Below are 13,683 nucleotides of genomic sequence, written 5' to 3'. Positions count from 1 at the left end.
CACGCTAAGAAAATGCCCGCTCATGGGCGGGCATTTCTAAAGAGCTTTACCACGGCCTGGACGCGTGAATGAGGCTATCACTGCCTCAATCAACGCGCCACGCTTTCCAATATCCATGCCTATTGTCTGCCTGGTCACACCGTTTCGGGCGTCGGCTTCTTGGCGTCACCGTAATAGGCGTCGAACTGCTCGTGATAGTGCTCCGAGCCACCGGGGTCGGCGTAGCGCTGGAGTTCTGTCATGTCCGTCTTGTTCAGGACGATGCCGAGAGTCTTGCTGGCGATCTCCGGTTCGTGGTTCATCAGGTTCTGAACCATCTGGATCGGCGTCTTGCCCCATTCGGTGACGAAGACGAAACCATCCACCTGTGAGGCGAACGCCTTCGCGTCGATAACGGGTACGACCGGCGCAAGGTCTACGATGATGTAATCGCAGGCTTCGCGGGCAGATTCCATGAACCGACGCATGCCGGCTGATGCCAGAAGCTCGCTCGAATGGGCGAACTGATTGCTGACGGAAACCGGCAGGATGCCCATCTTGGTGCGGCTGTCGACCTTGACCGCTTTCGTCCATGGAACGTCGTCGAGAACGACTTCGACTAGCCCGGCGGACTGACGCGTCGTCAGCATGCGGCTGAGGCCGGGGTTGCGGATATCGGCGTCCACAACAAGGGTCCGCTTTCCGGTGGTGGCGATCAGGCCTGCGAGATTGAGCGCCACGACGGATTTGCCTTCATTCGGCAGGCAAGAAATGACGCCGATGACGCGGCACTGACGTTCCTGGATCACGACATCTGCCGTCAGTTTCACGTTGCGCAGCGTTTCGGTGAAGCTGGAGCGCGGACTGTCGACGGCAAGTCGCAGCATCTTCTGGAACGAGACTTGCCCATTGTCCTCGATATTGGCATCCGGCACGTCCGGGGTGGCGGCGCCCGTTTCCGATTTACCACTCTCGACGCCCTTTTCGCCAATGAAGGGCAGGTAGCCGAGGAAGCGCATACGCAGATTGTCACGAACGTCGTTGCCCGTATGGAAATACCGGTCGCGGAATTCCAGGACCGCTGCCAGGCCTCCACCGAGCATCAGCCCGAGTACGATCGACAGCGCCATCGTCATGGTCTTCTTGGGGCTGGAAGGCGATGTCGGAAGTCCTGCCTCAGAGATGATGCGTGCTTTTGCAATCGGGAACGACTGTTTCTGCGATGCCTCCTCGAAGCGGCCGAGATAGGACTCGTATAGAGTCTTCAATGCTGCGGCCTGCTGTTCCAGTTCCCGCAGCTTGACCATCGTTATGTTGGTCTGCGAATTGCGGCCAGCAACTCTGTCGATGTTCTCGCGTAGCGATTTCACGCGCGATTGCGTCACGTCGTATTCATTCTTGAAGCTACCGGTCAGTTGCTGAAGCTCCTGGTAGATCTGGCCTGCCACATCCTTTTTCTCGGACTCGAGTGCGACGGCCTGCGGGTGATCCTTGCCGAACTGCTGCACCACGCCGCGCTCGCGGTCGGAGATCGTAATGTAGCGCTTGCGCAAGTCCTGAATGACGGTGTTGTCCGTGTCCCGCGCCGAAACGACCGCATTGTTGACAGCGTTTTCCGGTCCCTGATCGATAATTGTCTTATACTGCGTGTAGCGTGCCTGAGCGGTCGCGGCATCGGCCTGCGCTGCGATCAACTGACCGTTCAGATCGGCAAGCTGGCCCTCTGAGATCAACTCCCCGCGAGAGGAGACGATATTGTTGTCGGACTTGTATTTTTCGACAGCAAGCGAAGCGGCCTGAGCGCGCTGGTTCAGATCCGTCAGACGTTCCTGTAGCCAAACGGAAGCACGCTCGGAAGCGTCGAAATTGGCGTTCAACTGTTCCGTCAGATAGGCATTGGCGTAGGTCTTGGCGATGGTTGCCGCCAACTGGCGGTCGGTGGACCGGATAGAGATGGCGATCACCGAGCTTCGTCCGACGCGCTCCACGGTCAGCGCCTGCTGGATGACAGCGGCTGCCTTTTCTCGCTTGCCATTGCGGATGGCATCTTCGGAGGCGGCAGGATCGCTCGGTGTCACCAGATCGACGATCGTCTTGACGGATGATTTGACAATATCCACGGGCGACATGGACGGGTTGACGATCGTGTCGTTCTCGTCAAGCTTCGCCTTGTCGACAACGGTCAGGGCCATTTCCTTCGACTTAAGAACTTCCACCGCGCTGGCAATGCGGTTGTCGATGACCTGTGCTGCCGGGACAGGCGCTTCTTCCTCGGCGTAGCGAGAGAGGCTTTCATCCAGCAGTACTTGCGTCATTGCGGTATAGACCGGTGTCGCGACCACAAGATAAAGGCCGGCCAGAACCATGCACGCAACGACGCAGGCACCGATCACATTGGCGCGGCGGACAATCGCGGCCCAAAGGCGGTCAAGGTCGATGAAGGTGTCGGAATCCTTCTCGGGGTCGTGGAAATGGCCGTTTGATCTAAAGGTTTTCTGGTTCATGGACCTACCTTGTAACTTTTAAAAGGGCGCGGGACGCGCGGCAGTCATTGCCTCGCCTGACCCGCAGCGTTCAGTTTCTGGACGGCGTCGCCGGAGATAAGGATGAAGAAAGTAAAGTATTTCGGAGCTTCTGGAGTCTAATAGAGATCGGCATGCGGAGATGTTTCAAAGCGATCGGGTCACGAAGCGCGATCTTGACCGTTTCGCCCACCGAACGCCGTTTGATGCTGTCGACCAGCATGAGGAAATGCCTCGCCTCGATGAGGCTCCTCGTTCGTTCGGCTTGTGCATCCGTTGCGGCGGGCAAAAGCGGAAATTCCCGAAGAAAGCTTTGATCCGCCTCGATCATCGCGTCTACGTGGTGGATTTCGAGCACACGGGAGATCGATCCTTGCCGCACATGATAGACATAGCCCGGCATTGGCTCGATAACGCAGGAAGCGCCAGAGGCAAGCGCCGATGCGAGGAGAAGGTAGTCCTCGCCGATGCGCAATTCCGGCCGAAAACGCAGACCATTGTCGTTGAGAAAACTGCGGCGGAAGATAGGCTTCATGTAACCGAAATTGAACGTCGACTTGAAAACGATGTTGGAACGAATGAAGTCTTCCAAAGTCAGATATGCTTTGGCTTCCAGAAAAGCTGGCTCGAACATGGTCTCCCGCGCACGTCCGTCGCTATATACGACGTCCAGATTGTCGACGGCGATCTCCGCATTGGCCTTCTCCGCGCGCCCAATCATCTGCACGGCGCGATCCGGATAGATGACGTCGTCGGAATCGACCACGGCAATCCAACGTCCCTGAGCAGCATCGATCCCTGCATTTCGTGCACCACCCGGACCGCGATTGTCGTCAAGGGCAATGAGCTTGACGCGTGGATCTCGCTGAGCGACGGCGTGAACCACGGCTCGCGTATCGTCGGGGGAGCAGTCATCCACGACGATGACCTCAAGCGAGACATTGTCTTGCGACAAAGCGCTATCGATGGCCGCGACGATGGTATCGCTGGCCTTATAGGCTGCGATGATAAAGCTGACGTCCGGTTGCGTTTGCAGCGCGCTCATACAGTCTCCACCGTGCCATATTGACGGATTTCGCGAACACCAAAAATGCCGCTCAGTGCGCCGGCATGAAGCGCGGTGCGTAAGGCGGAGCGCGTGCGGCGCACGGGATCGAATGCAGTCAGAAGCGTGAACGCAGCGCTGTAGGCAATCTTCGCCGCTGTCACTCCAACGAGCGGCAGTCGACGCAGACCCGTTTTATGCTCCGCTTGCAATCGACCATGGGTCTGACCGGAGCGGAAGCGCCGCTTGGCAAGCCATGTGAAGCTTGCTCGGTTGCCCGGTACGGGCTCTGTCAGAAGAGCCTTTTCAGCGTAAGCGATGCGGCCTCCTGCCTGATGCATATGAGTGAAGAAATGCGTGTCTTCGCCTCCGCTTTGTCCAAGAGACAGCGCAAACCGTCTGCCTTTCACTGCATGGGACGCCATCCGCAAAAGCGTGTTGCACGTATAGCCAGTGACGATTTCGCCATTGACCCAGACGGGCCGTGTCGAGTGGAAATCGCCCTTTCGCATCCAGAGAGGGGTGTCATTATCGTAAAGCGCGGTTACCGGGCCAAGTACCGCGTCTGCCTCCGTTTTCTGTGCCGTTTTCAGGAGTTCAGCCAACCAGTTGGATGGTGCCGTTTCATCATCGTCGATAAAGGCCAGATAGTCCGCTTCACTGTGAGAAAGGCAGGCATTTCGCGCAATAGAGATGTTTGACTTCGGGCAGTGGACATAATGGATCGGGAAGGGCGAGCGCTGCCGCAATGCATCGATAATACCGCGCGCTGACGGCTCGGCGTCATTGTCCGCAACGATCAGGCGAACGGAAAGATCGGCCGGAACCTCCAGTCGGAAGAGCGACAGCAACGTATCCGCCACCATGGGACGGCGATAGGTGCAGATCGCGATATCGACCTTCAGCAAAGCAGGCGGGATTGGCAAAGCGGAGTTGATCGTCACGAGACAGCCTTTCCTGCAAGCGGCTGGGTTGCTGTGATGGAGCCTATGAGCTCGCGCCAGAAACCTGTCGACCACGCTAGGTGCATGGTCATAGCCGAGATCGCCGCGAGCGGCCCGTAAGGGTTCTTTTCTACAATCGCCATCCACACGCCATATGCCAGGCATGCGGCAATCCAGAGGCAAAGCGGCAGAACGGCAATCCAATGCACAAAGCCGAACACAGAAAGGGCGGCACAGGGCAGCACGGCAAGCGGGATCATCTGACGAATTTTGGGTATGGACCGGTGCTTGAGCACATTTTTAGCTCTGCCGCGCCCGTAGCCCATGTACTGGCGGAAAAGCGGTCCGATACTGGCGCGTGGATAGTAGGTCATGCGGGTCTTGTCGGTCATCCAGATACGAAAGCCCGCTTTGCGCAGGCGATGGTCGAGTTCGGCATCCTCGTTGTGGCTGAAGCTCTCGTCATAGCCGCCGACGGCTTTGAAGGCTTCAATCCGCATCAACGCATGATGGCCGTGATCGATCCAACGGCCTTTCGCGCCTTCGCGATGCTTCGATCCGCCATTGCCAAGCTTGGAGTTCTGCGCCACGGCCGTTGCCTTCTGGAAGACGCCGTGCCCAACGGTCTCCATTGCGACCACCACTGAATCCGCGCCCGTTGCGACCGCGTCTTCCAGCAGCCGGTGGCAATAGTCATCGGGATAGTCACCATGCGCATCGATGCGGATCATATAGTCGTAGCCTACGCCGAAAACGTCCACAGCCAGATTGATCCCCGCGCTCTGTATGCGTTTGGGGTTAGCCAGTAGAATGACACGCTGATCCTGGCGCGAGAAATCGGCGACGATTTCGCGTGTTCCATCCGTGCTGCCGCCGTCTGCGACGATGATACGATCATCGCGATTGTTCAGTGTGCTGGAGAACTTCAACAGCAAATCGTCAATGGTTCGTGCTTCATTGAGGCAGGGAATGACGATCAAGGTCTTCACGTGAGGGATTGATCCTGACTTCATGATGTTCTCCCGCACAGAGCAAGTGGGGCAACCGGATCGGCAGAAGTTCCCGACGTCTGTGACGTCAGAGACTGAAGAACGCGCACGAATTCACGGCAAGCGTTTGTGTCCGTCACCCATTGCTCGCGCCCGATCGTCGCAAGCTTGCGTACCCCGTTCAGATAAGCTGCATCGTCAAGATCGGCAAACAGTCCCTCTAAAGAGGCAGGGTCTGCTTTCTCCAGAACATGGCCGATATGACGCTCCTGAAGAAAACGGGCTGTCTCAGTTCCTGCAACCGCAATCGGCAAGGCACCATGCAAACAGCCTTCATAGAGCCGGTTAGGTAACAGCCAGCTTGAGTTCAGACCTTCTTCGAAAAAGTCGATCGCCCATGTGAACTGGACCTCACGATAGATCGACGCCAAATCCTCCGGGTTTCGATACGGCCCTAGAAAAGTGAGATGCGGCGATCTTTCGACGAAGCCATCAAAATCGTCGAATTCGGAGTAGGCCGGACGACCGCGCAGGATCACCTCGACCTTGCCATCCATGCGCGCTGCAAAGTCGGCTAGAACTTGCAGAGACTTGCGGCAGCGCAATGCGCCGAACCATCCGATTTTCCAGGGTTGTCCGGCTACGGGCACTCGGGGGGAGGGAGCTTGTATGGTGGCGCTGTCCAGTGCCAGCACCTTGTTTTCCTGCAACAGCACCGGAAGGTTGAGGCCGGAGCGTGGCGTGAAATAATTCTCGACGAATGCCGGCGAGCTTGTGACAAGCAATTTGACGTTTCGGCCAAGAGCACGCTGAACCGCGTTCAGCAATTTGCCAGGCAATCCATTATTCAACAGCAAGCGATGGATATCCAGACACTCATAGACCACCGGAATGTCGGCTCCATAAAAAGCGTTCGCCCGACGGGCGAGTGCGAGCATCTCCAAATTGCGGGCAAGGATGATGTCTGGCTTTGCGCTCCCCTTCAGTCTTACACCAAGATTGAAGCTTGCCTTTGCGACCGATGCGATACGCTGGGCAAAACGGCCATCCGCAGTCTCCCCGAGCACAATAGGCATCAGGCCATCCACGCTGGCCAGCGTATTGTCGCCGCGCTTGAAACCCGCGAGGCTGACGGTCGCCCCGCCAGCTTGCAACGTCATGACGCGGCGGCGGATGGCGGGGTCGCCCAAATCATGCGCGAGATAGAGAATATGGGTCATGGTCGATCCAGTCATCCAATCCGTTCGAGTTGGCTTGCGTCAGTTGTTATCGGCGTTGCAGGCAACCGATTCAGGAAACTGGCACTTGTCGCCGAGCGCGGTGAAAACGAAGCGATCCACCTGCATGTCCACTGGGCCGGAATAGTCGAATTTGCCCATCCAGCTTTTCAGCGTGTCGGTGCCCCAAAGGCTGAAGAAGATCTTCTGAGCATTTTGCGGTATTTTCGACGGGTCGGTGACGTCGTGAACCATCTTGCCATTCACATAGTAACGCAGCCGCTGCGGTTCCCAAACAAATGCGTAATCATTGAAGCCATTGTCGGCGCCGCCTGGCACATCCACCAGCTTTTCATTGCCGCCCTTGGCTGAGATATATTGGTTCAGCTGAACTTGGTTGCTGTTCTTTCCCAATATCTCCATGTCGATTTCGTCATGCGGTTTTTTGTCGGTTGGTCCGATATAGGTGAAGAAGGCCGAGTTGAGGCCGGGTCCGGACGCGGTCTTGATCCGGGCCTCGTAGGTGCCATACCGGTAGCGGCCTTTCGTCTGGATTTCGCCACACGAATAGTTGCGATCTCCAAGCTTTTCATCGGAGAATCCCAGTTGCAGATGGCCGCCTTCGAACTGCACCAGCTTCTTTGACCAGGTGCAATTCTGGTGCGGACCATTGTTCCATCCATCGGATACGTACCAGAAGGAGCGGTCCATGCTATCGAAGTTCTCGACGAAGGACTTTCCGTTGTCTTCCTGGGCGAAGGCAGGAGAAATGCTGGTAAGCGCGATCAAAGCGGTCGCCAGAATTTGCGACTGGCGTTGGGAGGGGTAGGCCATGTGTTACCTCCGTCGTGGCGTGTAAGCGGTTGTTGCGGAAATGCGTTGAGACGAAGCCGGCTCTGCCGCGCTGTTGTGGGCGAGAGGTTTCGGTTTCCCGCTACGGCTGCCTGTCAGGATCGCATAAAGTGCTGGAAGCCTAGCGCGCATCTGTTGATTGGTGACGATGAGAAGCACGAAGGTCACGGCTACCGCGCCGATGTAGAAAGCGGGGTAGAAGTCCGCCCCTCCCTTGTTCCAAACCATCCAAAGAATGACTAGCAGCGGGTAGTGAGCGCAGAAAATCCAGAAGCTCAGGCTCCCCGTCTCAGACAAGCGCCGCCCGAGACGGTTCTCCACCAGCAGGGACGAGGCGACCCAGAAGCCCAGAGCGCCGAAAACCGCCAGCAGATTTCGCAGAAGGTTTAGGCCAAAGGTGAATTCCGGCCCCGTCAAATAGAGCCCGGTGGCAAGCCCGGCGGACAAGATCAGCGTAGTGACCGTCAAGAGTTTGGCATAGGGATCGAGCATCTTCAGGTCGATCTTGTGAAGAGCAAGCGCAATGCCGAGCGTGAAACTGAACAGGATGGATTTCTTCTGCACGACCATCAGGCTGAGATCGGGTATGGCCGTCAACAGCAACAGGACCGCAAGCGTCGGCACGGCGAAGCGCCGAACCGATAGCGCAAGCAGAGGGGATAGCAGGATGCAGACAAAGAGATCGCGCAGGAAGTAGAGCGGAACGTTGACGGGCAGTTCTTCCACCGCCACCCCATGGCTTAGCATTTCGCGCGGGCTGGCGTTCCACAGGTCCGGAAAATAACCAACGCCGACACCTGCGCGCTGGAGAAGCATGACCGCGATCAATAACCCGCCATTCCACAGGATAAACGGTAGAAGCACGGTCTTGGTCTTGGATTTGATCGTTGCCGGATAATTGAAGGCATTCCAGCCGCGACGAAACAGGAGATATCCGGAGATCGCGCTCAGGCATGGCACGCCGATGCGGAAAAGCGCATCGCCAAAAAACACCCGCAACCAGTCGAACACGCCATAGAGACCCAGAAACGGGCTCGTTTCAGGGTCGTGTGGCACGTGAACAAGTACGATGCCGGATATCAAAATTATACGCATCAGATTGATACGGGAAGATAGGTTCTGATCAACAGTCACATCAGTTACCCTTGTTGGGCGGTGTCTCCCCTCACCGCGATTCAAACAAAGCGAACTTGAAGCCCGTGACTAAGAGTCTGGTTTTGACTTGAGGATAAAATGTGGCGGCGCGGGAAAAACGCGCCGCAAGATATGAGGGGTAAATGTCTGGGTGCGAATACTCAAAAATGAAATTTCATATCAAGCTATTGAAATTTATTGATTAAAAACAGGATCCCGCGTTGGGGCAAGCAGGCTTTCAACTGTGGATAGCGCTTGGGATTTATGCTGCATCGCAAAAAAGATCGCGATGCGCTGTCTTGTTACGCCACATTGAAAACGAAATCGCAGATGTGGCAAGGGGGCTGCATTCCGTTATGTGGCGATCGTCGCCGGAGCGCCTGCGCCCTTGCGCGCTCTCACGAGCCCGATGATTTTGAGCAGAAGCGCTCTTTCGGTCAGCAGGATCAGTGCGCCGTAGATGACGCCGCCTGCAAGAGCTCCCACCAGAACCTGCATGTAAGCATGAGGAAGCGCAGGGCCCGTCCATTGCAGAATGTAGCGGACACCGAGCGCCATGATGAAAGCGGAGATCATCGGTCTGTTGCTGATGTAGAGACCGGAGAAGAAGGGTGTCTCACTTGCCTTGAATACTGCCCAGGAATAGGCAACGAGTGTTGCCGCATTGACAATGCAAAGCCAGACCATCGCATCGATCAGCGACCCATAGATTGCCGCAAGCCAGACGGCGCCAGTAGTGACGACAGCGCGGATCGTTGCCGACCAGAACAGCACGCGACCATAGCCTGCCCCTTTGAGATAGGGGATGAAGGTGCTGCATGGCGTCAGAATGGCCTTGGAAAGCGCAAGCAGACCGAGAACCGGCCAGGCATAGGCCCAATTTTGCCCGAATATGACGAGCATTGCCGGCTCTGCTACCGCCCAAAGGCCGAACATCATGGGAGCAAGGATGACGGTCAGCACCTGCGTGCTGAACATCAGCGCTTCGCGCCGCCGCTGCCGATCGTCCATCATCCGACTAAAGGCCGGGAAAAGAACGCCCATAACGGCAGAGAGCACCACTTGGTTGGGTATACTGGCGAAGCGGTTGGCTGCGGAGTAGGCGCCGGCGTCGGCAAGTCCTAGATGCCGGGCAATGACGACCATTGGCGATTGAAACGTGACGAAATTGGCGAGTTCCGATCCCATCAGACCGGAACTGAAGCCAAGCAATGGGACGAGCCGCCTCGGCCTCATAACGAAACGCGGTCTGTAGCGCGATACGACGTATAGCCCTACGAGCCGGATGAGTGCTGCGGCAAAAAGCTGGATGATCAGAGCCCAGACCCCGAAGCCAACAAAGGCTAGGACGACGGCAAGAACGGCCGCAGCGCTTTCGGACGTCATGCTCCAGATGGCGTCCTTGCTGAAATTCATTCGTCTCGCCAGCAGCGAATAAGCGACATCGCCTGCCAATTGCAGCGGAATAAGAAAGGCCATGATGCGAAGGAGATAGGCGCTTTCAACAGCGCCCAGCAGCCCACCGAAAAACTCGGCACCGAAATAAAGGATCGCCGCCATGGTGCAGGAGATGGCGAGATTGGCCCAGAATACGGTATGGATCGTATCCATATCCTCTTCCTTCTCCACAATCAGTGCGGAGGTCAGGCCAGCGCCCGCAATCATCGTCAGGAATTGCACGACGGTCAGCCCGACCGCTACCACACCGAATTCTTCCGGTGTCAACAAACGTGCGAGAATCGGGACTGTGACAAATTTAAGCCCGAATGTGCCTGTCTTTGATAGCACGCTCCAGCCGACATTGGCCGTGATGGTTTTGACGCTTGGGGCTGGAGGCATGGGTCCATCCTGTGTCTGGAGGCCGGCGAAATAAGGTATGCCGGCGGGAGGTTTGCCACTCATCGGGGCCGTAGTCCTACGGCGGGCCCGACACTTCTTGATGAAACAAGGGGCGAAACAATGGCGAAATTTACAGTCGTTATCCCATACTACCAGAAGAAACATGGCATACTCGGTCGTGCATTGGCATCGGTCTTCTCGCAAGAATGCCAGGATTTCGATCTTGTGATCGTCGACGATGAATCGCCGTATCCTATTGAAAATGAACTGGCTGAGCTCAGCGAAGAGCAGACGAATCGTATCAAAGTCGTCAAGCAGCCGAATGGTGGTCCAGGCGGAGCGCGCAATACCGGGCTCGATCACGTGCCAACTGAGACGCGCTACGTCGCGTTTCTTGATTCGGACGATATCTGGACGCCGGAGCATCTGACGAACGCTGAACTGAGCCTCGACCGCTTCGAAGGCGAATGCTATTGGGCGTCGATGCAGGCAAGCGATGAGTTTTACTATCACTTCGCTATGTCGGAGCTTGAGAAGAACGAGGGTGCCGAGCGCTTAAGCGAATCACCGCGAGTCATCGAACTGCCGGATCTCGCCAGCGTCATGCTGCGAAATTGGAGCTTTCTTCATCTCTCCTGCATGGTCATCGGCAGGCCGCTGTTTGAAAAAATCCGTTTTGATCCAGCACTTCGGCTGGCGGCAGAAGATGTCCTGTTTTTCTGCGACTGCATTCTGGCGTCAAAGCGCACCCTTCTGTGTGACGATGCCGGTGCCGCACGCGGCATGGGCGTCAATATCTTTCACAGCATCGACAACACCTCGCCGGAGTTTCTGCGCCAGCAGTTCAATACCTGGGTCGCGCTCGACACCTTGCAGAGCAGGTTTTCGGCACGGCCCGCCGATGTTGCGTCTATCGCATCTTACAAAAATACGGCGCGCAGACAGGCGCTTTGGAGCCAGGCAGGTAATCTGAAACGCCGCAAGGCGCCGGAGCTTGGCCTTCTGTTCAAATGGATGATGCGTGATCCAGCAATTTTGCGTGCAGCTTTCGAACTTGGTGCGGGCAAATTTGCCCGCTCGAAGTCATGATCCCTGCATTCCGTTTTTCTTTCAGGAGTGATCCATGAAACCTTACCATTGGGAATCCCATCACGGGAATTTCGGCGACGACCTCAATCTCTGGCTCTGGGATTTCCTGCTGCCGGGGCTTCGCGATGTTCATCCGGATGTTCTGCTTGTCGGAGTCGGCACCGTTCTCAACGATGTGCTCTTCCCCCCCGGTCAGCGCAAGCTGGTGATCGGCAGCGGATATGGATATGGTGCCGTGCCCGATACATCGAACCCCGATCTCTGGGATATTCGTTGCGTGCGCGGTGAAATGACCGCCGCCAAGCTTGGATTGCCGCCCGAAAAGGGCATCGTCGATCCTGCCGTGATGGTGACGGAGATGCCGGAGTTTCAGAACCTGCAGAAGATCTACAAGAAGACCTTCGTTCCCCATTGGGAATCGGCGGAGTTCGGCATGTGGGACACTGTGTGCGAACCGGCTGGTCTCACCTATCTCGATCCGAGAGGAGAGGCGAAGTCCGTGATCAAGCAGATTGCCCAGTCGGAAATGATCGTGGCCGAATCCATGCATGGCGCGATCCTCGCCGATGCGTTTCGCGTTCCCTGGGTAGCGGTCAGCACCTCGCAATCGATCAACAGCTTCAAGTGGAGTGACTGGGCAGGAAGCGTCGGCGTCGCCTACGAGCCTCGTTACATTCCCGTGTCCACACGCGCAGAAGCTGCAAAGAAAGGTTCGAAGTTCTGGGGCATGAGCTTTCCGCCACCGCCACCGCCCGTCATCGTCGAACGTACCTCTGCCGCGCCACATGACGATGGCGACGTGCTCGTCCGTGCCGATACCCAACGCCCGCTGCGCAAACTGGCAAAGCAGGTTCTCGCCGCTCCGTCGATTCTGGCGCTATGGCAGGCAAGCCGTGCGGAACCAAGACTGAGCCCCGACGGACGGCTGGAAGAGCGTAAGGAGCGTTTTCAGGCGGTTCTGGAAACCGTCAAGCGGGACTATTTCTGAGACGAAAAAACGCCGCTTTTTCCATCAGGAAGACAGCGGCGTTCCTTTCAGAAGATAACGAATATCGGCGGGCTGAGCGGGCTTCTTGCGCAAGCGTGCTGTCTTGTCGTGCCAAATCCCGTTGGTGATGGCAGGAACGGCGGGAAGGCGCCACAATGCATGAACCATGGCGCCGCCCAAGCCACGCTGTGATTTGGCGTCGAGGAAATCCCGCAATTCGAACTTCTCCCGAATGTGCCGCTCATGCTCCCTCAGCGCCGATTGTTCCTCTTCCGACAGAGCGTAGTCGGCGAGAATCTTGCGATCGGCCTCATAGAGACGCCTGAGATCCTGTGTGCTGTGTCGTCCGCTCAAGGAATTGCCGCGCACGATGGCACCGTAACCGCAATTGTGGATAACTTTGTATCGCGCACCTGAGGCAAGTGCCCGAACGTAGAGTTCGTAATCCTCACCAAGACGCAGGGCGTCGTCATAGCGAAGCTGGTGCTGGTCGAGGAACGATCGGCGGATGACGGGTTTCAGAAAGCCGGTTTCACCGCGCTCAATTCCTCTTGTGGAAATATTTCCCTTTACGAATTCGGTGAGCGTCAGGAAGTGATGCTGGGGGGCAAAGCGACGGGGAGTGATACCGGTTGCCGAAGGTGACCCTTGCTGAATGAAGGCTATATTGTCTGCCACCAGATCCCAGTCGTCCTTCTCCACCATTGCGGCAAAGCGCCCGTTGAAGAAAAAATCGTCCGCGTCGAGAATGCTGATCAGCGGTGCCGAGGAAATGCCGATCGCATGATTGCGTGCGGCGGAAGGGCCGCGATTGATATCGAAGCGCTCAACGACTAGTCGTCCCGTTGCGTCATCGCATTGCTTGGCAACCTGAAACGTGTCGTCCGTGGATGCATCATCGATGACGACGACCTCCGAGACTTCCGGCTCCACCAGCGCTGATCGGATCGCCTCTGCGATCGTCGATGACGCATTTTTAGCTGCAATGATGACGCAGATGGATTGTGAGCCCATGACTTCGCTCCCGTTCTTCAGCATTCGACATGATTACTGGAGAGGAAACATGGCAGGGATGAGGAGAGGGA

Annotated in this window: 11 protein-coding genes; 2 read left to right on the top strand and 9 right to left on the bottom strand. The window is 56.8% G+C overall.

Annotation, left to right across the window (positions count from 1 at the left end; genetic code table 11):
* Positions 1-134: 134 nt before the first annotated feature.
* The 8 genes from QZ869_RS05715 to QZ869_RS05680 form a co-directional block, all read right to left on the bottom strand.
* Positions 135-2,483, bottom strand: coding sequence for a Wzz/FepE/Etk N-terminal domain-containing protein (locus tag QZ869_RS05715; protein ID WP_296099251.1), 2,349 nt, complete (start codon positions 2,481-2,483; stop codon positions 135-137).
* Between the two features lie 70 nt (positions 2,484-2,553).
* Positions 2,554-3,546, bottom strand: coding sequence for a glycosyltransferase family 2 protein (locus tag QZ869_RS05710; protein ID WP_296103169.1), 993 nt, complete (start codon positions 3,544-3,546; stop codon positions 2,554-2,556).
* Positions 3,543-4,484, bottom strand: coding sequence for a glycosyltransferase family 2 protein (locus tag QZ869_RS05705; protein WP_296103616.1), 942 nt, complete (start codon positions 4,482-4,484; stop codon positions 3,543-3,545). The genes QZ869_RS05710 and QZ869_RS05705 overlap by 4 nt, the downstream gene beginning before the upstream one ends.
* Before the next feature lie 2 nt (positions 4,485-4,486).
* Positions 4,487-5,503 carry a glycosyltransferase family 2 protein gene (locus QZ869_RS05700; protein WP_296103167.1) on the bottom strand — a complete coding sequence of 339 codons (1,017 nt, stop codon included), beginning with the start codon at positions 5,501-5,503 and terminating at the stop codon, positions 4,487-4,489.
* Entirely contained in the window at positions 5,500-6,699 is a 1,200-nt protein-coding gene (locus QZ869_RS05695; protein ID WP_296103163.1) for a glycosyl transferase family 1, read from the bottom strand. Before QZ869_RS05695 ends, QZ869_RS05700 begins: the two co-directional genes overlap by 4 nt.
* A gap of 39 nt (positions 6,700-6,738) precedes the next feature.
* A complete protein-coding gene (locus QZ869_RS05690) occupies positions 6,739-7,530 on the bottom strand; it encodes a glycoside hydrolase family 16 protein (RefSeq protein WP_296103162.1) in 792 nt (263 codons plus the stop codon).
* Between the two features lie 3 nt (positions 7,531-7,533).
* Positions 7,534-8,682, bottom strand: coding sequence for an acyltransferase (locus tag QZ869_RS05685; protein ID WP_296103161.1), 1,149 nt, complete (start codon positions 8,680-8,682; stop codon positions 7,534-7,536).
* A gap of 354 nt (positions 8,683-9,036) precedes the next feature.
* Positions 9,037-10,521, bottom strand: coding sequence for a lipopolysaccharide biosynthesis protein (locus QZ869_RS05680; RefSeq protein ID WP_296103159.1), 1,485 nt, complete (start codon positions 10,519-10,521; stop codon positions 9,037-9,039).
* A gap of 120 nt (positions 10,522-10,641) precedes the next feature.
* On the opposite strand from QZ869_RS05680, the gene QZ869_RS05675 reads away from it, so the two are divergent.
* Together QZ869_RS05675 and QZ869_RS05670 are read left to right on the top strand one after the other, a co-directional pair.
* Positions 10,642-11,610, top strand: coding sequence for a glycosyltransferase family 2 protein (locus tag QZ869_RS05675; protein WP_296099238.1), 969 nt, complete (start codon positions 10,642-10,644; stop codon positions 11,608-11,610).
* Between the two features lie 34 nt (positions 11,611-11,644).
* Positions 11,645-12,598, top strand: coding sequence for a polysaccharide pyruvyl transferase family protein (locus QZ869_RS05670; RefSeq protein WP_296099235.1), 954 nt, complete (start codon positions 11,645-11,647; stop codon positions 12,596-12,598).
* A gap of 24 nt (positions 12,599-12,622) precedes the next feature.
* Here QZ869_RS05670 and QZ869_RS05665 read toward each other — a convergent pair whose 3' ends face one another.
* On the bottom strand, positions 12,623-13,612 hold the full coding sequence (locus tag QZ869_RS05665; RefSeq protein WP_296103155.1) for a glycosyltransferase family 2 protein: 990 nt from the start codon (positions 13,610-13,612) through the stop codon (positions 12,623-12,625).
* Positions 13,613-13,683: the final 71 nt, after the last annotated feature.

The sequence above is a fragment of the uncultured Agrobacterium sp. genome (assembly GCF_913777885.1).
In the GTDB taxonomy this organism is placed as follows: domain Bacteria; phylum Pseudomonadota; class Alphaproteobacteria; order Rhizobiales; family Rhizobiaceae; genus Agrobacterium.
This window is presented reverse-complemented; position numbering and strand designations above follow the sequence as displayed.

Coding starts and splice junctions, on each gene's coding strand:
- QZ869_RS05675 (WP_296099238.1), top strand. CDS start 10,642: ATGGCGAAATTTACAGTCGTTATCCCATACTACCAGAAGAAACATGGC.
- QZ869_RS05710 (WP_296103169.1), bottom strand. CDS start 3,546: ATGAGCGCGCTGCAAACGCAACCGGACGTCAGCTTTATCATCGCAGCC.
- QZ869_RS05695 (WP_296103163.1), bottom strand. CDS start 6,699: ATGACCCATATTCTCTATCTCGCGCATGATTTGGGCGACCCCGCCATC.
- QZ869_RS05680 (WP_296103159.1), bottom strand. CDS start 10,521: ATGCCTCCAGCCCCAAGCGTCAAAACCATCACGGCCAATGTCGGCTGG.
- QZ869_RS05670 (WP_296099235.1), top strand. CDS start 11,645: ATGAAACCTTACCATTGGGAATCCCATCACGGGAATTTCGGCGACGAC.
- QZ869_RS05700 (WP_296103167.1), bottom strand. CDS start 5,503: ATGAAGTCAGGATCAATCCCTCACGTGAAGACCTTGATCGTCATTCCC.
- QZ869_RS05690 (WP_296103162.1), bottom strand. CDS start 7,530: ATGGCCTACCCCTCCCAACGCCAGTCGCAAATTCTGGCGACCGCTTTG.
- QZ869_RS05665 (WP_296103155.1), bottom strand. CDS start 13,612: ATGGGCTCACAATCCATCTGCGTCATCATTGCAGCTAAAAATGCGTCA.
- QZ869_RS05715 (WP_296099251.1), bottom strand. CDS start 2,483: ATGAACCAGAAAACCTTTAGATCAAACGGCCATTTCCACGACCCCGAG.